This window comes from Aeromonas taiwanensis, from assembly GCF_000820165.1.
GTDB lineage: Bacteria > Pseudomonadota > Gammaproteobacteria > Enterobacterales > Aeromonadaceae > Aeromonas > Aeromonas taiwanensis.
The window spans coordinates 40,137-63,819 of the sequence record NZ_CDDD01000008.1 but is presented as its reverse complement, the minus strand read 5'-3'; the positions used below and the strand labels follow the sequence as shown (position 1 = coordinate 63,819).

At 63.1% G+C, this 23,683-nt stretch carries 19 protein-coding genes and 2 tRNA genes; 13 read left to right on the top strand and 8 right to left on the bottom strand.

Annotated features, from left to right (window positions below):
- Nucleotides 1-220 precede the first annotated feature (220 nt).
- Both tamA and tamB read left to right on the top strand, forming a co-directional pair.
- Nucleotides 221-1,996: an autotransporter assembly complex protein TamA gene (tamA, locus tag BN1136_RS01315; RefSeq protein ID WP_043761817.1), complete on the top strand. Its 1,776-nt coding sequence runs from the start codon at nucleotides 221-223 to the stop codon at nucleotides 1,994-1,996.
- A 76-nt stretch (nucleotides 1,997-2,072) separates the two neighbouring features.
- Nucleotides 2,073-5,936 (top strand): autotransporter assembly complex protein TamB, encoded by a 3,864-nt coding sequence (tamB, locus tag BN1136_RS01310; RefSeq protein ID WP_043761816.1) that lies wholly within the window; start codon nucleotides 2,073-2,075, stop codon nucleotides 5,934-5,936.
- Nucleotides 5,937-6,067: 131 nt separating this feature from the next.
- On the opposite strand, the gene BN1136_RS01305 is transcribed toward tamB, so the two are convergent.
- Nucleotides 6,068-6,152: transfer RNA gene (locus tag BN1136_RS01305), tRNA-Tyr, on the bottom strand.
- Nucleotides 6,153-6,183: 31 nt separating this feature from the next.
- Nucleotides 6,184-6,268, bottom strand: a tRNA-Tyr gene (locus BN1136_RS01300).
- Between the two features lie 126 nt (nucleotides 6,269-6,394).
- Between BN1136_RS01300 and BN1136_RS01295 the strand changes: the two genes are divergently transcribed.
- Nucleotides 6,395-6,919: a VC2046/SO_2500 family protein gene (locus tag BN1136_RS01295; protein WP_043761815.1), complete on the top strand. Its 525-nt coding sequence runs from the start codon at nucleotides 6,395-6,397 to the stop codon at nucleotides 6,917-6,919.
- 76 nt (nucleotides 6,920-6,995) lie between these two features.
- Here the strand turns inward: BN1136_RS01295 and hpf are convergent, their stop codons facing one another.
- Nucleotides 6,996-7,334 (bottom strand): ribosome hibernation-promoting factor, HPF/YfiA family, encoded by a 339-nt coding sequence (hpf, locus tag BN1136_RS01290; protein WP_043761814.1) that lies wholly within the window; start codon nucleotides 7,332-7,334, stop codon nucleotides 6,996-6,998.
- A gap of 388 nt (nucleotides 7,335-7,722) precedes the next feature.
- Here hpf and BN1136_RS01285 point away from each other — a divergent pair, with 388 nt between their 5' ends.
- The 5 genes from BN1136_RS01285 to yciA all read left to right on the top strand — a co-directional run bounded on the left by BN1136_RS01285 (nucleotide 7,723) and on the right by yciA (nucleotide 15,000).
- A complete protein-coding gene (locus BN1136_RS01285; RefSeq protein WP_043807945.1) occupies nucleotides 7,723-10,233 on the top strand; it encodes a putative bifunctional diguanylate cyclase/phosphodiesterase in 2,511 nt (836 codons plus the stop codon).
- 84 nt (nucleotides 10,234-10,317) lie between these two features.
- Nucleotides 10,318-12,234, top strand: coding sequence for a transglycosylase SLT domain-containing protein (locus tag BN1136_RS01280; RefSeq protein WP_043761813.1), 1,917 nt, complete (start codon nucleotides 10,318-10,320; stop codon nucleotides 12,232-12,234).
- Between the two features lie 178 nt (nucleotides 12,235-12,412).
- Complete coding sequence (locus BN1136_RS01275; protein WP_043761812.1) at nucleotides 12,413-13,411, top strand: LacI family DNA-binding transcriptional regulator; 999 nt, start codon at nucleotides 12,413-12,415, stop codon at nucleotides 13,409-13,411.
- A 246-nt stretch (nucleotides 13,412-13,657) separates the two neighbouring features.
- Nucleotides 13,658-14,470 carry an NAD-dependent epimerase/dehydratase family protein gene (locus BN1136_RS01270; RefSeq protein ID WP_043761811.1) on the top strand — a complete coding sequence of 271 codons (813 nt, stop codon included), beginning with the start codon at nucleotides 13,658-13,660 and terminating at the stop codon, nucleotides 14,468-14,470.
- A 131-nt stretch (nucleotides 14,471-14,601) separates the two neighbouring features.
- Nucleotides 14,602-15,000, top strand: a complete 399-nt coding sequence (yciA, locus tag BN1136_RS01265; protein ID WP_081843793.1) for an acyl-CoA thioester hydrolase YciA — start codon at nucleotides 14,602-14,604, stop codon at nucleotides 14,998-15,000.
- Between the two features lie 6 nt (nucleotides 15,001-15,006).
- On the opposite strand, the gene BN1136_RS01260 is transcribed toward yciA, so the two are convergent.
- Nucleotides 15,007-15,231: a hypothetical protein gene (locus BN1136_RS01260; protein ID WP_043761809.1), complete on the bottom strand. Its 225-nt coding sequence runs from the start codon at nucleotides 15,229-15,231 to the stop codon at nucleotides 15,007-15,009.
- 111 nt (nucleotides 15,232-15,342) lie between these two features.
- On the opposite strand from BN1136_RS01260, the gene BN1136_RS01255 reads away from it, so the two are divergent.
- Nucleotides 15,343-16,188: an endonuclease/exonuclease/phosphatase family protein gene (locus BN1136_RS01255; RefSeq protein WP_043761808.1), complete on the top strand. Its 846-nt coding sequence runs from the start codon at nucleotides 15,343-15,345 to the stop codon at nucleotides 16,186-16,188.
- Between the two features lie 69 nt (nucleotides 16,189-16,257).
- Here BN1136_RS01255 and BN1136_RS01250 read toward each other — a convergent pair whose 3' ends face one another.
- Complete coding sequence (locus BN1136_RS01250; protein ID WP_231557824.1) at nucleotides 16,258-17,514, bottom strand: LysM peptidoglycan-binding domain-containing protein; 1,257 nt, start codon at nucleotides 17,512-17,514, stop codon at nucleotides 16,258-16,260.
- On the opposite strand from BN1136_RS01250, the gene BN1136_RS20455 reads away from it, so the two are divergent.
- On the top strand, nucleotides 17,515-17,787 hold the full coding sequence (locus tag BN1136_RS20455; protein WP_231557823.1) for a hypothetical protein: 273 nt from the start codon (nucleotides 17,515-17,517) through the stop codon (nucleotides 17,785-17,787).
- An 87-nt stretch (nucleotides 17,788-17,874) separates the two neighbouring features.
- On the opposite strand, the gene gloB is transcribed toward BN1136_RS20455, so the two are convergent.
- Complete coding sequence (gloB, locus tag BN1136_RS01245; RefSeq protein ID WP_043761806.1) at nucleotides 17,875-18,639, bottom strand: hydroxyacylglutathione hydrolase; 765 nt, start codon at nucleotides 18,637-18,639, stop codon at nucleotides 17,875-17,877.
- An 81-nt stretch (nucleotides 18,640-18,720) separates the two neighbouring features.
- Here gloB and BN1136_RS01240 point away from each other — a divergent pair, with 81 nt between their 5' ends.
- Nucleotides 18,721-19,443, top strand: a complete 723-nt coding sequence (locus tag BN1136_RS01240) for a class I SAM-dependent methyltransferase (RefSeq protein ID WP_043761805.1) — start codon at nucleotides 18,721-18,723, stop codon at nucleotides 19,441-19,443.
- 6 nt (nucleotides 19,444-19,449) lie between these two features.
- Here the strand turns inward: BN1136_RS01240 and rnhA are convergent, their stop codons facing one another.
- Nucleotides 19,450-19,914, bottom strand: a complete 465-nt coding sequence (gene rnhA / locus BN1136_RS01235; protein ID WP_043761804.1) for a ribonuclease HI — start codon at nucleotides 19,912-19,914, stop codon at nucleotides 19,450-19,452.
- Nucleotides 19,915-19,989: 75 nt separating this feature from the next.
- On the opposite strand from rnhA, the gene dnaQ reads away from it, so the two are divergent.
- Both dnaQ and BN1136_RS01225 read left to right on the top strand, forming a co-directional pair.
- Nucleotides 19,990-20,724: a DNA polymerase III subunit epsilon gene (dnaQ, locus tag BN1136_RS01230; RefSeq protein WP_043761801.1), complete on the top strand. Its 735-nt coding sequence runs from the start codon at nucleotides 19,990-19,992 to the stop codon at nucleotides 20,722-20,724.
- Nucleotides 20,721-21,977, top strand: a complete 1,257-nt coding sequence (locus tag BN1136_RS01225; protein ID WP_043761799.1) for a TIGR03503 family protein — start codon at nucleotides 20,721-20,723, stop codon at nucleotides 21,975-21,977. Before dnaQ ends, BN1136_RS01225 begins: the two co-directional genes overlap by 4 nt.
- Before the next feature lie 67 nt (nucleotides 21,978-22,044).
- Here the strand turns inward: BN1136_RS01225 and BN1136_RS01220 are convergent, their stop codons facing one another.
- On the bottom strand, nucleotides 22,045-23,562 hold the full coding sequence (locus BN1136_RS01220) for an HD domain-containing phosphohydrolase (RefSeq protein ID WP_043761798.1): 1,518 nt from the start codon (nucleotides 23,560-23,562) through the stop codon (nucleotides 22,045-22,047).
- Nucleotides 23,563-23,683: the final 121 nt, after the last annotated feature.

Sequence of the window (23,683 nt, the reverse complement as noted above, 5' to 3'; positions counted from 1 at the left end):
CGCAAGCGTGTGCAATCGGCTCGGCCCGGCCGGGGAAGCGCCCCGCGCGCCGCCGTTTGGATGGCGATTTAGGGGGGAAGGGCCGTCACCCCGATTGGGGCCCGGTCGGGGGATTTCGCGACCCTGGTTGTGCTAGGATGGGCGAGTTTGGTCGGGGTGAGTCCCGCTATCGTTCTGAAGTTAACACTCTTTTAATCATGTTATTCGGGGAAATAGACGTTTGACAGGATGCTATCCTACTTCTCCTGCCGGGAGCACCGCATTCCGGCCATCCCGCCGTTACGGGGCCGGCGCCTTGCTGCTCGCCCTCTGCTTCTGGCTGCTGGCAACCCCCGCCCTGGCGGCCAAGCTGACCTATCAGGTCAAGGGGGTAAAGGGGGAGCAGAAGGACAACGTCGAGGCCTACCTCAACGCACTGCCCGTCTATCAGGAGCGCCAGTTCAGACCCGCCCGGGTCAAGATCACCGAGAGCGTGCAGAAGGCCCTCCAGGTCTATGGCTACTACCAGCCCAAGATCACCCTCAACCGCGACAAGAAATCCCCGGCCAGGGTCGTGATCGAGATCGAGCGGGGAGAGCCGGTGATTGTCTCGCGCCTCGACATCCTGCTGGAGGGGCAGGCGGGCAGCGACGAGGTCTACAGCGAGCTGCTGGACAAGCTGCCATTAAAAGAGGGGGATCCCCTCAACCACGGCAAGTACGAATCCATCAAGGCGGATCTGGGCAGCCTGGGGCTGGCACGGGGCTACTTTGACGCCAAGATCAGCAAGAGCCAGGTCAAGGTCTTCCCGGAGCAGGGCAAGGCGGAGATTTACATCCTGTTCCGCTCCGGCCCGCGCTACCACTTTGGCGAGATCCACTACGACGCGACGCCGGAGGCCCTGCGCCTGATCCGGCCGCTCGTCAACATCAAGAGTGGTGACCCCTACCTGGCGATCCGGCTGGCGGAGATGTCCCAGGATGTCTCCTCCACCAAGCTGTTCAAGCAGGTGGACATCAAGCCCCTCATCAGCCAGGCCGAGAACAACCTGGTGCCGGTGCAGGTGACCCTCAGCAACCGGGTCGACCACGAGATTGAGACGGGTATCGGCTACGCCACCGACGTGGGGCCGCGCCTGAGCGCCACCTGGGAGAAGCCCTGGGTCAACCGTTACGGCCACAGCCTCTCCAGTACCGCCAAGATCTCGGCCCCGGAGGCGGAGCTGAGTTTCGACTACCAGATCCCGGTGGGCAACCCGCTGCGGGACTACTACTCCCTGCAGGCCGGCTACCAATACACCGACAACAACGATACCCGCTCCGATCTGGCCACCTTCGGCGTGCACCGCTGGAAGCGGCGGCCCGACAGCTGGGACAGGGACGTGTTCGTGCGGCTGGAGAACGAGCGCTATGTGCAGGGCACCGACGAGGGGAACAGTCTGCTGCTGATCCCCGGTGTCTCCTGGTCGCGGCTGCGGGTGCGCGGCGGCCTGGTGCCGGACTGGGGGGATCGCCAGCAGCTGACGGTGGAGTTCTCCAGCCCCTATTGGGGGTCCGACATCAACTTCATGCGGGTGTGGGGGCGCAGCAAGTGGCTGCGTACCCTTGGGGAGGATCACCGCTTCCTGATGCGGGTCGAGCAGGGGGCCATCGTCGGGGATGACTTCTCCCTGGTGCCCCCTTCATTGCGTTTCTTCACCGGTGGCGACCAGACCATCCGCGGCTACGGCTACGAGACCGTCTCGCCGCGGGACGAGGAGGGCAAGCTCACCGGGGGCCGCTACACCAGCGTGGGCAGCCTGGAATACAACTACCGCTTCAGTGACAAGTGGCTCGGCGCCCTGTTCGTGGATGGGGGGACCGCCACCGTCGACTACAGCGAGGCCTGGAAGATAGGCACCGGGGTCGGGGTGCGCTGGGTGACCCCCATCGGCCAGGTCAGGCTGGACTTGGCGGTGGGCATCTCCGAAGAAGACAAGCCGCTGCGGCTGCACTTCGCACTGGGGCCAGAACTATGATCCGGTGTGAACGCGCTTCTTCTCTTCATTCTCTTTTCTGGCCGCTGCGGCTGAGCTTCTTGCAGGGGTCTGCATCGTGATCTGGGTAAAACGCATCGTCTTGTGGCTCATGGGCCTCATCTTCCTGCTGCTCATCGGCGTCAGCCTGCTGGGCTTCACCCACCAGGGCAACAAGTGGCTATGGCAGCAGGCCAGATCCGCACTGCCCTCCCTCAAGGGGGAGCTGGTGGCGGGCCAGCTCGGCTATGGCTGGACCCTGGAAGGGGTCGGCTGGCAGGACGAACTGGTGGACGTCACGGTCGAGCGTGCCGTGCTCGACTGGGATCTGGGCAAGCTGTTGCAGGGCAAGCTCTGGATCAAGTCCCTGGCGGTCACCCACCCCGTGGTCAAGGTCGCCGACTCGGAACCTGCGCCGGAAGAGCCGTCAGAGCCCTTCGTCTGGCGCCCGTTGCCGCTCAAGATCCAGATAGACAGCCTCCAGGTGGCCGACCTCGATCTGGCCGTGCCCGGCGTGGCGGTGACCCTCAAGGATCTGGAGATAGGCGCCACCCTGGATCGCAAGGGACTGATCGTGCGCGGGCCCGTGCTCGATGGCCTGAACGTGGTCCTGGCAGAGAGCGCGGTTGCCGAGAACAAGGCGGCAGAGAGCAAGCCAGCCGATAGCAAGCCAGCCGATAGCAAGGCGCCACAGCAAGCCACACCGGCCGTCTCGGGCGCCGCGAGCACCGCGCCTTCCAAGGACGAGACCAGGGTGACCAGGAGCTCGCCCGCAGAAGGCAAGCCGAGCGAGGCTGACAGCAAGGGCAAGGCTGTTCCTGCCAAGCCCGAACCCATAGCCCTGCCCGCCATCCGCCTGCCTTTCCCCGTCCAGCTGGAAGGGGTGACGCTGACCCGGGTGCGCTACCAGCAAGGAGAGCTGGTGGAGGGGCTCGACAAGCTGCTGCTGTCGGCCAGTGCCCTGGAGGAGCGCATCGACATCCGGGAGCTCTCCCTGCGCCATGCCATGGCGGATCTGGCCCTGAGCGGTCATGTACGCCTGGTCGATGACTATCCCCTTTCCCTGACCCTGGATGCCAAGGGCCGCAAGGGACTCAAGCCGTGGGAGCTCGAGACCGAGCAGGCCACCCTCCAGCTGGATGGCTCAGTGGGCAAGCTGGCGCTGGCCCTGCAAGCCAAGGGGCCGGTGAGCGCCAATATCAAGGGCACGCTGGCAGCGCTGGATCCCGAGCTGCCCTTCGATCTGGCCCTCGACTGGAAGCGCCTATCCTGGCCGCTGCACAAGCCGGCCAAGGATGAACCCAGCTACCGGTTGGACAAGGGGACCCTGAGCGCCAAGGGCAAGCTCTCCGGCTACCGGTTTGCCCTCGAGACTTCGGGCAAGGGCACCGATGTGCCGCCCTTCAAGATCGCGCTGGAAGGGAAGGGGGATCTGGAGCGACTCAGCAAGATCGCCTTGCGGCTCAACGCCCTCAAGGGGGAGCTCAAGCTAGACGGCAAGCTGGCCTGGAGCAAGGGAGTCCAGTGGCAGGGCAACGCCGAATTCAAGGGGATCAACCCGGCCGAGCTGGTGCCCGAGATCGAAGGGGCGCTGGCGGGCAAGATAGCGAGCCGCTTCGAGCTTGACGAGACGGGTCACTGGCAGCTGGCACTGCCCGAGCTCAAGGTTGACGGCAAGCTCAACCAGTATCCCCTGGCCCTGCAGGGGCAGCTCAGCGGCAACGACAAGATGGAGTGGACCATCCCGGCCCTGGCGCTGCAAAGCGGCCCCAACCGGCTGCAGGCCAGGGGGTCGCTCACGGCCCAGGCCTGGAAGCTGGATGCGGATCTGGATGCGCCCAAGCTCGGGGGCATCTACCCCGGTCTTGGCGGGGACATCAAGGGCCAGGTGCGGGTCACCGGCAGCCAGCAGGCGCCGCGCGTGAATGTGGATCTGGCATCGAGCCGCCTCTCCTATGCGGGGACAGTGTTCAAGGAGACGGCCATCAAGGGCAATGCCCTGGTGGGGGACAAGCCTGCGGGCGAGCTGGCGGTGACGGTGGCGAGCCTGGTGCAGGGCAGCACCGCCCTCTCCCAGATGGCCCTGAACCTGAACGGCGATCTCGACCGTCACGGGCTCACCTTGACCATGAAGGGGGATCCGGTGGCCGCCGATCTGCGCCTGAGCGGCAGCCTGCGCGGGGATCGCTGGCGTGGTTCCCTCTCCGAGCTCAAGCTGAAGACCCCGCTCAAGCGCTGGTCGCTGACGGCGCCCTGGGCCCTGGACCTGGATTTGCCGAAGCAGCAGCTGACCATGGGGGATCTCTGCCTCGGCTCCCAGGGGGCCAGCCTGTGCGTCAAGGGCAGCCGGGTAGCCCCGGCCCAGGGCAGCCTGGAGTTCGCCCTGAGCGCGTTCGATCTCAAGCGGCTGCGTCCCTGGTTGCCTGACAACTTCCGCTGGCAGGCGGTGCTCTCCGCCGATGGGCGTGCCAGCTGGCGCGGCAGCCAGCCAACCCTGCACGCCACCGTGCGCACCACGCCGGGTACCTTCGTGGCTGACGATCTCAAGACCGATTACCAGCGCCTGGAGCTGGGGGTGGACTTCGAACGCCAGCAGGCCGCCATCCGGGTCGATTTCGCGTCCCAGCAGATCGGCAACATCGACACCGATCTGCTCATCCGGGATCCCGCCGGGCGCGGCAACCTCTCGGGACAACTCAGGTTCGATGACCTCAAGCTGACCACCTTCGCCCCTCTCATCCCCGAGGTGCGCTCCCTGCAGGGGATCATCTCGGCAGATGCCCGCTTCGACGGCACCCTGGCCACTCCGCTGCTGTTCGGGGAGCTGAACCTGCGGGAGGGGGAGGTGCAGACCCACTCCGACATGGTGACCCTCTCAAAGCTGGTGACCCGTCTCAAGATAAACGGCAACCGGGCTGAGCTCGACGGCTCCATGATGGTCGGCAAGGGGCCGCTGGCGCTGGGGGGCTGGCTGAGCTGGGCCAAGCAGCCTGTCACCGGCAGCCTCACCATCCAGGGCAAGGAGCTGGAGGCCCAGTATCCGGGCATGGGTCGCGTCAGGGTGACCCCCGACATCGCCATCACCCTGGGGGAGGAGACCCGGATCAGCGGTCAGGTGGACATTCCCTGGTCGCGCATCCTGGTCAAGACCCTGCCCGAGAGTGCGGTGGCGGTCTCCGATGACGTGACCGTCATCTACGAGGACATGCCGCCGCTGCCCAAGGCGGAGCCGCTGCCCATGGAGATCAAGCTGGCCATCCGCCTCGGCGACGATGTCCGGCTGGAGGCCATGGGGCTCAAGACCAAGGTGACGGGGGCGCTCAATATTCGCCAGGATCCGTCCAAACCACTCTCCGGCAACGGTCAGCTGGAGCTAAAGGACGGGCGCTTCAAGGCCTACGGCCAGAACCTCATCATCAAGGAAGGCAGGATCACCTTCTCCGGCCCCATCGATCAGCCCTATCTCAACATCGAGACCTACCGGGATCCTGACACCATAGAGGACAACGTCACCGTGGGGGTGCGGGTGACCGGACCGGCCGCCAAGCCGAAGATCACCGTCTATTCCGAGCCGCAGATGGCGCAGTCCGAGCAGCTCTCCTACCTGTTGCGGGGCAAGGGGCTCCAGACCAGCGGTGAGGATGGCGGCTTCAACGGTCTGCTGGTGGCGGGGGCCGTGAGCCAGGCGAGCGGGGTCGTCTCCAGTATCGGGGAGTCCCTCGGCATGAGCGACGTGTCGCTCGACACCGCAGGGAGCGGGGATGACACCCAGGTGACATTGTCGGCCTACCTGCTGCCAGGCCTGCAGTTCCAGTACGGGGTCGGGGTGTTCAGCCCCATCGCCGAGTTCAAGCTGCGCTACGAGCTGATGCCCAGGCTCTACCTGCAGGCCATGAGCGGGGTGGCCCAGGCGGTGGACATCTTCTATCGCTTCACCCTGTGAGCGAGTCATGACGAGACGGGAGGCCTGGCCTCCCGTTTTTTATGTCCCGGGCGCGAAGGCCGGTACATGGGGAACAAACCAGGGAAGCGGAAAAGCGAAAACCCGGCACGAGGCCGGGTTTTCTTGAATGATGGTGGAGGGAGAAGGATTCGAACCTTCGAAGGCAGAGCCGTCAGATTTACAGTCTGATCCCTTTGGCCGCTCGGGAACCCCTCCACGGGGTATTGCCTGATTGTGCGCACTTGAATGGTGGAGGGAGAAGGATTCGAACCTTCGAAGGCAGAGCCGTCAGATTTACAGTCTGATCCCTTTGGCCGCTCGGGAACCCCTCCCCAAGTGCGAGGCGCATACTAACAGATCTGTCGCGCTTGTGAACCCCCGGGCAAGGATTTTTAATGCTTAAAGGATCGGGTTGATGGCCGATAAGCAATGAAACCCTTATTTCCAAGATTTATCTTATGCTGCCCAGTGCAATCCGTGACCGATGGCTCGTCGATGAAACCCAGTTGGGGCAACGGCTCAACCAGGATCTCCGCCTGGGGGACAGGGCCGACTTCAGGCTGCACCTGGCGCTGCTGACCGATGCGGTGGAGGAGCAACCCTGGTTTGACGACACGCCCAGGGCGCAGGCCGCAGAGACGTCGTGGCGTGCCCGCTTCGGTCTGATGCCGCAAGCGGCCCTGGAAGGGGCAGGGGACGAGAGCGGAGCCGGCGCCATCAACGAGCGATTGCAGCAGGGGGGGAGCATGGTGGATGTCAGGCTGTGGCTGGCGCTGCGTACGCCTCCGCTGGTGAGCAAGACGCCGGCGCTGGCCCCCGCCGTCTATGACAACCTCTCGGCGCTGGGGCGTGCACGCTGGCAGGGAAGGCAGGCTGCAAGCCCGATGAATGCCGAGCCCAGGGGGGAGGCGCCCCTGCTCATGTTGCCACTGCTCGATGAGCTCTCGCGCGGGGTAGATGCCCGGCTGCACTGGTTGGGATGAGAGGCGCCTGGATGGCGGAATGCAAAAAGGCGGGATAACCCGCCTTTTGCTCGATGAATGCTGTGATGGAGAGGGATCAGGCGTCCGCTTCATCCGGTTCGGTCTGAGGGACTTCCTTGCCGGCGGCACGGCGGGCGAGGGGTTTCTCCGTGTGACGGTTGAGCTGGCGTTCCAGCTTCTGGCCCAGATCCGTGATGGCGGCATAGAGATCCTCATGCTCTGCCTGGGCAAACAGTTTGCCGTTGGGAATGCCGGCGGTGGCTTCGACGATATACATCAAACGCTCTTTGGAGATGATCACATGGGGTGTGATAAGAGGCACCTGAAGACGCTCGAGCTTTTCAAAACGGGATTCAATGCGCTCGCGGATGGCTGGGGTGATGTCAATGATTTTGCTGGTCATTTCAATTTTCATATTGGCCCCCTTCGGGTCGTCTTGCTTGTGTCTTCACCCTCAGATTACCCATGTGGTCAAATCAAAATGTGATCTGTGTCACGAAATATCCCCCTGGGGATCCCGCACCACCCAAATTGTGAGCTTTTCCCGTTTCATGCCAAAAACCGCTTGAGCTCAGTGAAACAGGCAGGCAGTATCAGTGAATAGGATCGTTTCTGTCCCCCCTGGCAGCGCCTTGTGTCGACCCGATATCTGGTTTTAGCCGCACCGTCTCGCATTTTCTCGACCCACATCGCATTATCCCATCGCAGAAGATTGCCATGCGCCCGTGGAGATATGCCCGTGAACGGATATGCTTTCCTGCACGTGTCGGGGGGATGACGTGGTTGTAGTGTCGGAGTCGTCAATGAAGCAACAAGCCACCCAGATGATGTGGTTTTATGATCGGCAGCATGAGCAGTGGAGCCTGTCGGATCATCTCTCTTGTGAGCCCTGGATTGGTGAGGGGTCTCATCCCTGGGCCGGGCAGCTGCTGCGGGAAGATGACGCGGGTTTTACCGATTTTCTCGCCAGACTCCACGACTCCGGTCAACCCGGTCAGTTTATCGGCCACCTCTGTGACGACGCCGGTAATGTACACCATGTGCTCTGGTATGGTCAGTATGTGCCGACCCAGCGGCTCTGCTGTGGCTGGCTGGCCCCGCTCGAGATGCTTCATCGCGAGATGAACCGTGCCGAGCCTGCCGCCGGGATGGCCCCGCCGATGCCCCAGCTGCAGGCCCCCCTGCTGGCCAAGCTGGCACAGGCGCTCTCCGCCAAGACCGGACTCGACTTCTGCCAGACCCTGGTCAATGAACTCGCTCATATCCTGGGGGCCGATGCTGTCTGGCTGACGGAGCGGGTCGGCCTCGACCGGCTGCGGGTGCTGGCGAGCCACGGCATGGACGTCAAGGAGTACGCCCTGGCCGACATGCCCTGCCAGCAGCTCTATCGTCAGGGGGCCGCCAGTGCTTCCCCCCTTAGCGAGCCCATGGGCGACGGCTATTGCCTGCCGCCCGGCCAGCACTATTACGCCCAGCCTCTGCTGGATCGCGGCGGCCAGATCCTGGGGCACCTTGCCCTGCTGTTTCCGAGCCAAACCCGGACCGCCGATCTGGGCTCCGTGCTGACCATCTTCTCGGTGCGCATGGTGGCGGAGCTGGAGCGGCTGCAGAGCGATGCCCTGATGCGGTTGTCGGCGGTGGCGTTCGAGACTCATGAAGGCATCATCATCACGGACCCCGACTTCAAGATCCTGCGGGTCAATTACGCCTTCAGCCAGATCACCGGCTTCGACAGCCAGGGGGTGATCGGCCTGCACCTGGGCAATGACCTCTGGTCCGGGCTGGGCTACGAGCTCAATGCCCTCGACCGCTGGCAGGGGGAGACCCTGCGTCTGCACGCCGATGGCCGCAGTTATCCCCAGTGGGAGATAGTCACCCCGGTTCAGGACGACAAGGGGGGCATCAGCCACTACGTCATCTTCTTCGAAGACATCTCCGAGCGTAAGGCGGCGGAGCGCCGCATCCAGGATCTCGCCTATTACGACGAACTGACCGGCCTGCCCAACCGGCGCCAGCTGCACGAAACCCTGGCGCAGGCGTTTGCGGAGGCGAGCCAGGATCACCTTATCGGCGCCCTGCTGTTCATCGATCTCGACCACTTCAAGACCATCAACGACTCCCTCGGCCACGCCACCGGCGACTGGCTGCTCAAGGAGGTGGCCAGCCGGCTCAAGCGGCTGGTGCGCCAGGGGGATTGCCTCGCCAGGCTGGGGGGGGACGAGTTCGTGCTGCTGTTGCCGGCGCTCTCCATCAGCCCGCCCCAGGCAGAGATGCAGGCCGACCTCATCGCGGAGCGGCTCATCGGGGAGATTGCCGCCCCCTACAGCTATGGGGGGCAGGTGCTGCACATCGGGGCCAGCGTGGGCATCACGCTCTTCCCAGGCCGGGAGCAGGAGGCGGGGGATCTGCTCAAGCAGGCCGATACCGCCATGTACCAGGCCAAGTCGGCGGGGCGCAAGACCCGGCGCTTCTTCGATGCCTCCATGCAGCTGCAGGCGGATCGGCGCCTGCTCATTCACAACGAGCTGCGCAGCGCGCTGGACAACCATGAACTGACCCTTCACTACCAGCCCCAGCACATGGTGGAGGGAGGGGACATCATCGGTGTCGAGGCCCTGATCCGCTGGCAGCCGCCGGGCCGGGCCCTGGTCTCCCCCGCGGAGTTCATCCCCATCGCCGAAGAGACGGATCTCATCGTCGATATCGGCAACTGGGTGCTGCACGAGGCTTGCACCCAGTATGTCTCCTGGGAGGAGAACGGGATCCACGTCCCCCAGCTGTCGGTCAACGTCAGCGCCAAGCAGTTCCATGCCCCGGATTTCGTCGATCGCATCCACGATGTACTGGCCTCCACCGGCATGGATCCGGCGAGCCTGAACCTGGAGATCACCGAATCCGTGGTGCTCGGCCACGCGGAGGACACCATCAGCAAGATGGCCGAGCTCAAGACCCTGGGCATCAGCTTCGCCATCGACGATTTCGGCGCGGGTTACTCCTCACTGAGCTATCTCAAGCGACTGCCGGCCGATGAGCTCAAGATCGACCGATCCTTCATCCAGGACATCCCCAAGGATGGCGACAACATGGCCATCGTGGAGGCGGTGATCGCCATGGCCCGTCACATGGGCTTCAACGTGACGGCGGAGGGGGTGGAGTCGCGCCAGCAGCTGGAGTTTCTGCAGGCGCAGGGCTGCCATTTCTACCAGGGATACCTTGCCTCCAAGCCGCTACCCGTCCCCTATCTGGAGCGCTATGTCAGCCGGCTGACCCGCAGCGAACGCCTCGCGGTTGTCGACAAAAATAGTGTGGCGTAGCCCCGGGGCTTAGCGGGTAGAATGAAGGTATGTCACCACCGCCAGCGGGCGGTGGTCGTGCCTTTGTAAGGGAGAATGCCATTCGTGAAAGCCGTGCAGGGAATCATCTTATCGGCACTGTGCGTGCCAGGGCTCGTGGCACCCGTCTTTGCGCAAACCATGGAGCAGTCCCTCTATCGCCAGGCCTATGACGCGGTGCGTGCCAACGATCAGGCCGCCTTCAACCAGATCCGCGCCCGCCTGACCCACTATCCGCTGCTGCCCTATCTGGATTACTACCAGCTCGCCTTCCGGCCGGGAGCGGCAGACTACAACGACGTGACCCGTTTCATCCGCCAGCACGGAGACACGCCCCAGTCCAACCGGCTGGAGCGCAGCTATCTCACCTACCTGGCCCAGAGCCAGCAGTGGTCCCAGTTCCTGCGCTTCTACCCGGCCAAGCCGAGCTCCACCGATCTGCTCTGCCAGCATTATCAGGCCCGCTACTACACGGGACACAAGAGTGAAGCGCTGCAGGAGGCCGGCAAGCTCTGGCTGAGCGGCCAGTCCAGGCCCGATGCCTGCGATCCCCTGTTCCAGCTCTGGCAGCAGTCGGGGTTGAAGACCCAGGAGAAGATCTGGCAGCGCATGAACCTGGCCTTTGAGGCGCAGAATGCCAACCTGATCCGCCACCTGGGGGCCCAGCTCGGCAGTGGCATGAAGGCGTACGGTGATCAGATGATCGCCTTGTTCGACCAACCCGCGAGGGCGATGAACCCGGCCAACTTCAGCGCGACGGTGCCATCGCGGCAACTGCTTTCCCTGGGGCTGGCGCGCTATGCGAACCAGGAGCCCGAGGCGGTCCTGCGCCAGCTGGGGGAGATGACCCGCCGCTTCGGCCTGAACCACGCAGAGGTGACCCGGGTGGAGAAGGCCGCCGCTCGCCGCCTGCTGCTCGATCGGGCCATTGTCCAGCGCAACTGGCTGGATGGGGCCCTGGTGCGCTTCAACGATGCCGAGCTGATGGAGCTGCGTGCGCGCCTGGCTGTCTGGGAGCAGGACTGGCGCGGGCTCGAGGGCTGGGTCAAACGGCTGCCCATGGGGCTGCAGAAGGAAGATCGCTGGCGCTACTGGATGGCGCGCTCGCTGGAGAAACAGGGGCGGCAGAAACCGGCACGGGATCTCTATCTCGAGACCGCCAATCTGCGTGGTTTCTATGGCTTCATGGCGGCCCAGCGCACCGGCGTACCCTATCGCATCAAGAACCAGAGCGTGGCGCACAAGGTACCGGACTGGCGCACCGCCAGCCAGCGCTGGCCCTTCCTGCTGCGGGTGCGCGAGCTGCTGGCGATGAACGAGATCACGGCGGCCCGCTCCGAGTGGATTCACAACATGGATCGCAACAGCGTGGCCCAGCGCCTCGAATTCGGCCACATCGCCCTCAACCAGGGGTGGCACGAGCTGGCGATCCTCTCCAGCATCCGGGCGGAAGCCTGGGATGCGCTGGACCTGCGTTTCCCGCTGCCGCTCAAGCGTACCTTCTCCCAGATGGCTCAGGAGCGGACCATGAACACCAGCCTGCTCTACGCCATCTCCCGCCAGGAGAGCGCGCTCTACCCGCTGGCGCAGTCGCCGGTCGGGGCGCGTGGCCTGATGCAGTTGATGCCGGCCACTGCCAGGGAGACCGCGAGCAAGCTGGGGGTCCCCTATCGCAACGAGCAGCAACTGTTCGATCCGGCCATGAACATCCGCCTCGGCAGCGCCTACCTCAAGCGCCTGCTGGACGTGTATGACGGCAACCGGATCCTGGCGGCGGCGGCCTACAACGCCGGCCCCGGTCGGGTGAAGCGCTGGCGCGAGCAGAGCGACAACAAGCCGATGGATGTCTGGGTGGAGAGCATTCCCTATCGGGAGACGCGCAACTATGTCCAGAACGTGCTCTCCTTCGACCTTATCTATCAGCACAAGCTGCAGCAGCCACTGCGTTTCATGTCGGAACGCGAGCTGAATCACGCCTATTGAGTTCGGAGGCAGCCGTTGTCGCGGCTGCCTCCCATTCTGGCTTCAGAATGGTTATTATCCCCTAAGATTTTGTTACAAAAGGAAACCTGCCGGGTGATCGGGCACCGCGTCTTGGGCTGGCAGGTTCGATACAATGCCCGATTAACACAGACAGGCTTGTCCAACAAAGGAATCGAGAGTGGCAACGATCAAAGATGTGTCTCAGCTGGCGAATGTCTCCATTTCGACAGTGTCTCGAGTGATCAACAACACGGCACAGGTAGCGCCAGAGAAGCGCGAGGCCGTACTCGCGGCCATGAAGGAGCTCAGCTTTCGTCCCAACAGCTTCGCCCAGGCCCTGGTGAGCAAACGTTCCAACTGCATCGGCGTGCTGGTCGGGGATCTGTGTGGTGGCCCCTTCTTCGCCCAGATGATGCGCGGCATCGAGAGCATGGTCGACAAGGCGAACAAGTTCACCATCGTCGTCTCCGGCAACCACGATGCCGCGAGGGAACGTCACGCCATCCAGGCGCTGCTGCAGCGCCAGTGCGACGCCCTGATCCTGCACAGCAAGGCGCTGCCTGACGAGGAGCTCAGCGAGCTGGCATCGGGCACGACCCCCATCGTCTTCATCAACCGTCAGGTACCGGGCTGCGAGGATCGCTGTGTCTGGCTGGACAACCAGGCGGGCATCACCACGGCTTGCCAGCATCTGCTGGATGCGGGTCATCGCAAGATCGCCTTTGTCACGTCCGATGACGAGGAGTTCGTCGATGGTCAGCAGCGGATGGCCGGTTATCGCTTCGCCCTGAAACGGGCAGGTATCGAACTGGATCAAGCCCTCATCGGTCGCGCCTACGCCGACGAGAAGGGCGGCTATGTGGCCATGAGCGAACTGCTGTCGCGCGGCATCGAGTTCACCGCCGTTCTGGGCTTCAACGACGCCATGGTGGCGGGGGCCATCTCCTGTCTGCTGGAGCGGGGTTACAAGATCCCCCAGCAGGTGTCGGTGGTGGGCTTCGATGACATCCCCTATGCCCGCTACATCTATCCCAAGCTCACCACGGTGCGCTACCCCATCGAAGAGATGGGGGAGCGGGCGGCCGAGCTGGCCCTGCGCCTGCTGGATCACAAGCCGGTAGAGGGGTTGGCACTCAAGTTCGAGGCAGAACTGGTTCGGCGGGAATCGGTGGCCTGAGCCATCAAGTTGGCCCCGGGCGGGTCGACTTTTTTGCAATAGAGTGAAAGCGCTTTCAGAAATCCTTTTCAACTGTGATCCGCTTCAAAGCTTTTTACCTGCGCTGCCACTAGGATAGGCCCACGAATTAGGAGCGTGCGCTCCCGATTTTCCCGCTGTGGGAGGTAACCGGTTTATCCGGCTATTTCCTTCGTTACTTTCGACGGTCATCATAGGATGGCCGTTTTTTTTTGTCAGGATTTTGCAATGACGAACGAACATGAGTACCAGACGGGGATCCTGGGGGCCGGCTGGCTGGGGCTGCCGCTGGCAAGGGCGCTTCAGGGGTCGGGCCAGCGGGTCGTGGTGACGGTCAGCTCAGCCGAAAAGGCCGAGCAGCTGCGAGGGGAGGGTATCGCGGCCTGGCCGCTGCTGCTTGCCCCCGAGATGGGGGCGCTGCCTTTTCGCTGCCATGATCTGGTGATCTGCGTGCCGCCGAGCAAGACCCCGGATTATCCGGCCTCGGTGGCCCGTCTGTGTCAGCAGGCGAGGGCGGCGGGCGTTCGGCGGGTGCTGTTCATCAGCGCCACTTCGGTGTGGTCGCCCGGCCAGACCGAAGAGGAGACCCCCGAGCCTTCGCATGAGCGGGGGGCGCGGATGCGTGCGGCCGAGCTCGCGGTGCTGGGCGGGGGCTTTGCCTGCGCCATGATACTGCGCCCGGCCGGTCTCTATGGCCCGGAGCGCCACCCGGGGCGGTTTCTTGCCGGCAAGACGCTGGCGGGAGGCGGTCAGGCGGTCAATCTGGTGCACCTGGACGATGTGGTGGCCGCCTGCCAGCTGATGCTGGCAAAGGGGCAGGATGGGGAGGCCTATAACCTGAGCGCCCCTGTCCACCCGCGCCGGGAGCAGCTTTATCCCTTCGCGAGCCGCCTGCTTGGGCTGGCGCCACCACAGTTCATCGAGCCGGCGGGGGACTTTCTCCCCATCGAGGGGCAGCGCATCTGCCAGCGGCACGGTTTTGTCTACCGCTGGCCTGATCCCGCCCACTGGTTTGCCAAACAGGCGGCCCGGCAGGGTTGAACCGGATGGGTCAATGTGGCGCTCTTTATTGGTCGCGGAGCAGGTGGAGTGCGGACTTGGGTGGCAATTGAGGTTTGCCAAGGGGGGGATCGCCCCCTATCATGCCGCCATCCATGATAAAGAGAGCGGTAATGATGGAAGAGACCAAGCGTCACCCCGATGGGGAACTGTTGCTGAGAACCCTGGCGATGCCAGCCGATACCAACCCCAATGGCGATATCTTCGGCGGGTGGATCATGTCCCAGATGGATATAGGGGGGGGCATCATGGCCAAGGAGCTGGCAAAAGGACGCATCTGTACCGTCTCGGTGGAGGGGATGACCTTTCACAGTCCGGTCAAGGTGGGGGACGTGGTGTGCTGCTACGGACGCTGCCTCAAGATTGGTCGCAGCTCCATGCGCCTCAAGCTGGAGGTCTGGGTCAAGCCGGTACTGCGGGAGAACGAAGCCCAGCGATACTGCGTGACCGAGGGGGTATTTACCTACGTGGCCATCGATGAGCAGGGTAAATCCCGTCCTGTCCCGGTCTGAGGCGGCTTAGATCAGCCGGGCATTGATGATGGATATTTCCTGCTCAAGCCCGGTTTTTTGCCGTATCATGCGCTCCAGCATCTCTTCCGAGCCGACACACTGCTTGGTGTCAAACAGGCAGAGATCGCACTGGGGATCCCGCCTGATCTGATAGACGGTGGAGAGTTCCACTTGATGACAGGTTCCTTGTTGATCGTAAAATGTCACACGGTACTGATGCTGTTTCGCCATGGCGGGATCCCTCGTGAATGAGTCGGGCCGGACACGAATAATGAGACTAGTTGGCGATCATGATCTCTGTTCAGATCATGGCGTCTTGCAGAGGCAGGTGGTTGTTAGCCAATGAAAAATAGTTATCGGATTCTGGGGACCTCCCTGCTGACATTGGGACTGGTCGGTTGTTTCGAGGTGCCGGATCAGGACCATCTGGTCACGGCCGCGGGCATAGTGCCCGGCGCTCACTGCGATCGCCCTCCGCTGGTGGCGCTCGCTGCCACCGCCTTGCCCCGGGAGTTCGGCATCACCGTCTGGAATCTTTACAAGGGACAGCGCAAGAACTGGCAGGAGGGGCTGGACGAGTATGCCAAATCCCGGGATCTGGTGCTGTTGCAGGAGTCGGCGACCCGACCCGAGATGCTGGACTGGCTGAGGCGAGGCGACTTCCAGTGGCAGCAGCTGCAGGCCTTCACCCAGGGGGGTGTCTCCTTCGGCGTCATGACGGTCGCCAAGACGCCCCAGGCCTTTGTCTGTGGCGTGCGCTCCCCCGAGCCGCTGCTGCGCATCCCCAAGTCAGGTCTGGTCAGCCTCTACCCCCTGCAGGGGGATCCTGACGGCGTGCTGGTGGTGAACCTCCACGCGGTCAATTTCGAGTTGGGGATGGCCACCTTCCGGGAGCAGCTCAACGATCTGACCGCCCTGGTCCATCGCCATCAGGGGCCCGTCATCCTGGCCGGGGATTTCAACACCTGGAGCGACAAACGCGAATTCTGGCTGAACAAGCTGGTGGGGGAGCTCGGCCTGCAGGAGGCCATCCCGGTGCCCGACTTGCGCCGTACCGCCTTCGGCCGCCCGCTGGATCACCTCTATTACCGCAATCTGGATCTGGTGGAGGTGAGCTCGCCGGCCACCGACGCCTCGGATCACAACCCCATACTGGCGCGCTTCGCGGCCCAGGCCATCACCCCCTGACGGGGCCGGATGGCAGGTAAAAAAATACCCCGCACCAGGCGGGGTATTTTTTTGGATTGTGATGAGCGATCAGCTGTTGTTCTTCACGAACAGGGTCAGTTCCTGACCGGGCTTGAGGTAGTCGCTCTTGCCGAGCTGGTTCCAGCGCATCACGTCGTTGACGCCGACCTGGAATCGGGCGGCGATGGAGGAGAGGGAGTCCCCTCGGCGCACCTGATAGACCATGGACTTGTTGCTGCCCTTGCCCTGCTTGAGCCAGACCACCAGCTTCATGCCAGGTTTCAGGGCCGACTTGGCGCTCAGCCCGTTCCACTTGGCCAGGTCGGCGTGGCTGACGCCGTGTGCCTGGCTGATGCTCCACAGGTTGTCGCCGGAGCGCACCTGATACTGGATCTTGTTGCCGCTGTTGCTGGCGAGCTGTTGCGGCTTGCTCTTGGCGGCCTGGCTCACCATGGCGTTGCCACCATTGGGGATGATCAGGCTCTGGCCACGACGCAGGTTGTTGCCGCGCAGATTGTTCGCCAGCTTGAGCTGCTGCACGCTCACCCCGTGATTCTGGGCGATACGGGACAGGGTGTCGCCGCGGGTGACCTGATAGGAGCGCACGCCACGGGTCCGCTCACGCTGGGGCAGATCGGCCAGGGCCAGCTCCAGGGTATCGGCATACTCGACGGGCACCAGCAGGTTGTAGGGACCCCGCGGTGAGGTCACGCCACGCTTGAGCGCCGGATTGAGCGCCTTGAGCTGGGAGGCGGAAATTCCCGCCAGCTGCGCCGCCACGTTCAGATCGATCTGGCCACCGGTGTTGATGGTCCGCAGCTGCGGCTTGTTGGCCAGCACCGGCAGGGTGACATTGTACTGGTCCGCATTGCGGATCATGTCGGCCATGGCCAGGATCTTGGGCACATACATCCGGGTTTCACGGGGCAGATCCAGCGACCAGTAGTCGGTCGGCCGGCCGGCCCGCTCGTTGCGGACGATGGCGTTGCGCACCCGGCCCTCACCCGCGTTGTAGGCGGCCAGAGTCTGGAGCCAGTCACCGTCGAAGAAACGGTTCAGGTATTCCAGGTAGTCCAGTGCGGCATTGGTGGATGCCAGGACGTCGCGTCGGCCGTCGTACCAGTTGTCGTGGCGCAGGCCGAAATTCTTGCCGGTCGCAGGAACGAACTGCCAAAGGCCGACCGCATTGCTGCGGGAGCGGGCGTTGGGATCGAACATGCTCTCGATCATGGGGATGGTAATAAGCTCCATTGGCAGCTCACGCCGTTCGATTTCCTCTACCATCAGATACAGGTAGGGCTCAGCCCGGCTGGCAATGGTCGCCATATGCTTATCATTACGCAACAACCAATCACGCTGCTGCCGGACACGGGCATTATCATGCGAGTCCAGCTGCATATCATCGCTGATACGCACCCACAGGTTATCAGTGTCATCCATCTCTTCTATCTGTTCGTCACCGAACAGCAATCGGGAAGAGTGTTTCTTGTACGTTTTCTTGCTGACTTGGGGGGATTTGATCGGCTCGATTGCCGTTATCGCCCGGTCATCCTGATGGCTCAGGTTTTGGCAGCCGCTGAGAAACAGCGCTGCCAATAAGGCCGTTCGTAGCTTCATCTCGCTCAGGTCATCTATGGAAAAACAGCTCGCATCATAAGGGGCAATCCCCCCCTGATCAAGGTTTGTTCAAAAAACGTCCTTCCAGGCCCGCAAGACAGTGAAGGTATCCTCTGGATTTTCCAAGCATTTAAGGGCGTATTTCTCAGCAGAAAATTTCACTGAGTCCTGCTCGCAGCGCAGAAAAACATTGAAATGCCGCTCATCCCCCAACCGGGAGGGGAGACTCGGCAGGCCCTGCTGGCGCAGCTTGCTGATCACCCCGATCTGCTGCTGGATCGCCGGGTTGTCCGGCTCGACCGCATGGGCGAAACGCAGGTTGGAGAGGGTGTACTCATGGGCACAATAAAGGAGGGTGTCGTCGGGCAGGGCCGCGAGCCGTTGCAGGGAGCCGTACATCTGGGCCGGGGTGCCTTCGAACAGGCGGCCGCAGCCGGCACTGAAGAGGGTGTCGCCACAGAACAGCATGCCCTGGCCGTAATAGGCGATGTGACCCAGGGTATGGCCGGGAAGATGGAGGACGTCCAGGCTCAGGCCGTGCCAGTCGATCCTGTCCCCGTCATCAAGCCACTGGCCATGATGATCGGGCATGGGGTCATGCTTGGGGCCATAGAGGCGGGCGTGGGGGAAATGGTGCAGCAGCTCGGATACACCCCCGACGTGGTCGCGATGGTGATGGGTCAGCAGGATGGCGTCGAGCTCCAGCCCCAGGATCTCGAGCCGTTCCAGCACGGGAGCGGCTTCGCCCGGATCGACGACCAGGCAGTGATTCTCGTGCCGGATCAACCAGATGTAGTTGTCGCTAAAGGCGGGAACTGTGATGACGGTATACATGGGTCGGCTTCTCTTTAGTGTTCTTTAGGGATGGGATCTTATATAACTGGATGGCATTCGCACCCCCGAGTTGGTTCCATTATGCAGCTGGCACGTACCGAACAACAGATCGCGATCCCGACCAGCTGGTCGGCACTGCCCATGGGGGACTGGGTGGCCGCCGAGTTGCAGGAGCGGCTCGACAGCTGGTGCCCCCATCTGTTTGGTTATCATCTGCTGAAAATCGGCGCCCTGAGCGCCGAACTCTCCTGCGGCTGCTCAACCATTCGCCATCAAATCGGGGTCGCTCCCGGTGGGCGACTGCTGGACCTGGTGGGGGATCCCCTGGCCTTGCCTGTCCGCTCCGGCAGCGTGGATGCCTGCCTGCTCGCCCATTGTCTCGATTTCTCGCCGGATCCCCATCAGGTGCTGCGCGAGGCGGAGCGGGTGCTGACCGACGATGGCTGGCTCATCGTCAGCGGCTACAATCCTGTCAGCCTGGTCGGTCTGGGCCACTATCTGCCTTTCATGCGACGACATCTGCCCTGGTCCGCCCGCATGTTCACGCCCGCCCGGGTGACGGACTGGCTGCAGCTGCTCGGGTGCGAGGTGATGTTCGACGAGCGATTCGGCTTCTCCTTCATGGGCAGGCAGAGCCGGATCGGCTGGTGGCGGGAGAGTCTGGGACGGGACTATTGCCGATCCCTGGCATCCGTCTATGTGATTGCCGCCCGCAAGCGGCGTTTTCCTGTCACCCCGGTGCGCCGCCGCTGGCGGCTGCCGGAGTCGATGGCCGCGCCTGGGATGGCGCGCCAGGGCGGCTAGCGGCCCTCAGGGCTGGTAGCCTTCGTCTTCGGCAAGCTGCTTGCCGCTGGCGGCGTCCCGGGCCAGCTCGTCGCAGCGTTCGTTCTCCGGGTGACCGGAGTGACCCTTGACCCAGAGCCACTCGATCTGGTGGCGTGCCACCTCCGCATCTAGGGCCTGCCAGAGATCGACGTTCTTGACCGGCTGGCGGTTGGCGGTCATCCATCCCTTTTTCTTCCAGCCGATGATCCACTGGGTGATGCCCTGGCGCACATACTGGCTGTCGGTGGTGAGCCGTACCTGGCAGGATTCGTTCAGGGTGCGCAGTCCCATGATGGCCGCCATCAGCTCCATCCGGTTGTTGGTGGTCAGTCTGAAACCGGCCGAGATCTCCTTGCGATGCTTGCCATAGACCATGACGGCGCCATAACCGCCGGGGCCCGGGTTGCCGAGGCAGGAGCCATCCGTAAATAAATCAATCTGTTTTAACATGAGCAATCAATCTGTTTTAGCCGAAGGCTTGGGGTAAACTAGCGAGTAAAACCGAAGTTTGACATGGATTTGATCATGAGCACACCCCAACTGAACCGCCAGATCATTCTGGATACCGAAACCACCGGCATGAATACCGCGGGCGGTCCCGTCTACCTCGGGCACCGCATCATCGAGATCGGCTGTGTGGAGGTGATCAACCGCAAACTGACCGGCAACCATTTCCACGTCTATATCAAGCCGGACCGGCTGGTGGACCCTGAAGCCATCGCGGTGCATGGCATCACGGATGCCTTCCTGGCGGACAAGCCCTCCTTCAACCAGATAGCGGACGACTTCATCGAGTTTATCCGTGGCGCCGAGCTCATCGCCCACAACGCGCCCTTTGACGTGAGCTTCATGGACTACGAGTTCAGCAAGCTCGGCCTCGACTTCAAGACCGCCGACATCTGCGGCATCACGGATACCCTGGCGATGGCGCGGGATCTCTTCCCGGGCAAGCGCAACAACCTGGATGTGCTGTGCGATCGCTACGGCATCGACAACTCCCACCGTACCCTGCACGGGGCCTTGCTCGATGCGGAGATCCTGGCAGACGTCTACCTGCTGATGACGGGTGGCCAGACCAAGCTCAACCTGGCCAGCGAGAGCAGCGAGAGCGACAGCAACCAGGACACCGGCATTCGCCGCCTGGAGAGCAACCGGGCTCCTCTCAGGGTGGTGCGCGCCAGCAAGGAGGTGGTGGCCGCCCATGAGGCCAGGCTGGATCTGGTGCAGAAGAAAGGAGGTGCCTGCCTGTGGCGGCAATGAGTTCGCTCTGGGGCAGCCTGTTGCTGCTGGCCTCGCTCTCTGCCTCGGCCAACGAGGTGTTCGGTCCTTCCGATATTCCCCTGCTCGACAACCGCTTTCGCATCGATTACGGCGTGAAGGAGGTCACCTTCATCATCAAACGCAAGCCGGGGACCCCCTCGGTGATCCTGGTGCGACCGGACGGCAGCAAGCTCTATGTCGGCAAGGTCAAGCCGCCGGAGGTGGGCTGGCAGGCGCTGCAGGATCAGGATCTCATCACGGTGCGCGATCCCATGCCGGGCCCCTGGCAGGCCATCGGCGAGGTCGATCCCGACAACCGGGTGCGTCTGCTCTCCGATATCCGGGTCGTGAGCGAACCGCTGCCGGCTCGTCTCTACCAGGGGGAGCGGGTCAAGTTGCAATCCCGCCTGCTGATCGACGGGGCGGCGCCGGGAGCGGGGTACTACCTCACCGATCTGGGCATGACGGTGAGGCTGCAGCAGTTCAATGATGAGGCCCAGAGCGGAGAGCCCATCTTCGAGGAGACGCTCGGCCATTATCTGGACGATGGCAAGGGGCTGGACGAGGTGCCAGGGGATGGGGTGCTGACCGCCGAGGCGGTGCTGGACGTGCCGGCAGGCAAGTATCGCGCCCTCTACAGTACCGGCAACGAAGTGTTCTCTCGCGCCGAGTCGCAGCAGGTACTGCTCTACCCCTGGCCGGTGAGCTACACCCTTGTCGCTCCCTCGGGAGAGGCGGGGGCCAAGCTCTCCCTGGTCATCGATGGGGAGGAGCTGGATCCGGCTTCCGTGGTGATCCAGGGCAAGGCCAGCGACGGCACCGGTCACAGCCTGGACTTCAGCGAGGTGGCGAAGGAGCTTCGCTTCGGCGTCGATCTCTCCGCCCTCGAGGCGGCGGGCCAGTACCAGGTGGAGGCCACCCTGTTCGGCACGACCCGGCTCGGCCGGGAAGTGCGGCTGCAACTGCCTGCCAAGTCGTTCACCATAGCGCCGCCACCGGCGCCGGTTCCCTCCGCAGCGCCAGCCACCTCGGCGGCCAAGCCGGCCAAGGCCAAGTTTGAGGAGCGTGAGAGCCCGGTCTGGCTGCCCTGGGCACTGGGCGGGGGAGGCGTGGTGCTGCTCCTGCTGGGCGCCGTGGGTTTCATCCTGCTGCAGAAGCGCCGCACGTTGCACAAGGCGATGGCGGCACAGAAGGCGCAGCAGAGCGAGCCCGCCCCGGCCCCCAAGCTGGATCTCAATCTGCCGGAGCAATAGCCCGCCTTCATCCGCATATGAAGAAGCCGCCCATGAGGCGGCTTCTTGCTGTGGCTCGCAGGATGGCTCAGTGGGCGCCGATGTAGATGTCCTTGTACTGTTCGCGGATGTCGAGAAACTTCTCCAGATTGGCCAGCATCAGATCCACCAGCTGGGGATCGAAGTGCTGCGCCCGCTCTTCCCTGATCAGCGACAGTACCTCTTCAAGGGGCCAGGCCCGCTTGTAGCAGCGATCCGAGCCCAGGGCATCGAACACGTCCGCCAGGGCGACGATGCGCCCCTCCAGAGGGATGGCATCCCCCTTGAGTCCGCGAGGGTAGCCGGTGCCGTTCCACTTCTCGTGATGATTGCCGGCGATGGTGGCGCCTATCTGGAATAGCGCCAGATCGCTGCCGGAGAGCATGTCGTGTCCGAGTTGGGCGTGGGTCTTCATGATCTCCCACTCCTCGGGGGTGAGCTTGCCCGGCTTGTGCAAGATGGCGTCCGGGATCCCCACCTTGCCGATGTCATGCAGGGGGGAGGCGCGCTTGATGAGCTCGCACCTGTCTTCGTTCATACCGAGCAACTGGCAGAACAGCTCGGTGTAGAGTGCCACCCGCTTGACGTGCAGGCCGGACTCCTTGGAGCGGCTCTCCACCAGCTCGCCGATGCGGTAGATGATCTCCCGCTGGTTGTCGCCGATCACCTCGTTGAGCCGGATGTTCTCCAGCGCCACTATGATGTTTTCGGTAAACAGGCTCAGCAGGCCGGTATCCATCTGGCTGAGGGGGCGAGTGGTCTCGATGTGGAACAGCAGGTGATGGCGGGCATTCTTGCAGTAGAGCACCATCTGGTTGCCATCGTAGACGTTGCCTCCCCTGGCCATGGCGCTGCGCAGGATGGCCGGGGCCTCGGTGAGCCGCAGTGCAGGGCCGTCGCTGAGCAGGGGCTCCAGCACCTGGTCCCGGACCTCGTAGGCCAGATGCTTCACATCGTAGATCTGGGACCCCTCCAGGTTCAGCAGGGCGCTGAGCTGGGTCTGGGCCCCCTCGACAAACTGGCGCAGGGCGCGCTGCTCGAAGATCCCTCTGGAGGCTTCGATGACTTTCTCCAGCCCCTGGCGATTGCTCTCCAGGGTGCGGATGTCGCGATAGGAGCGCAGGCTGGCGCGCAGCAGGGTGCGCAGCTTCTGGGAGGTGAGTTCGGTCTTGTCCTTGTAGTCGTTGATGTCGTAGTTGGTGACGACGTCATCTTCCGGGGCCTGGCCGGGCTGACCGGTACGCAACACGATGCGCACCATCTTGTTTTGCAGCTCGTCGCGCACGAATTTAACAACCTCGAGGCCGGCGTGATCGGCCTCCATGACGACGTCGAGAAGCAGCAGTGCGACATCCGGGGTGATGGCGAGCAGCGCCTTGGCTTCGGCGGCGGAATAGGCGTGCAGGAAATCTATGGGTTTGCCGTCGAACTCGAACTTGCTCAGGGTGATCTTGGTGATGCGGTGCACTTCGGGCTCATCGTCCACTATCATCACCTTCCAGCCTGCGGTCTGCAGCGCTGACGGGGGAAGATCTTCATCGTCGATAATCAGGATTTGATCATCCATTACGCAATCCTGTGAGTGATACTGTGTTTACCTTAACCGCTTCATTCAATATAGGAAATGGATTGGTATTCAAAATATGATCCAGTCGTTTTCTCCCGCCCCCCGAAAGGCCGCAGGTCGA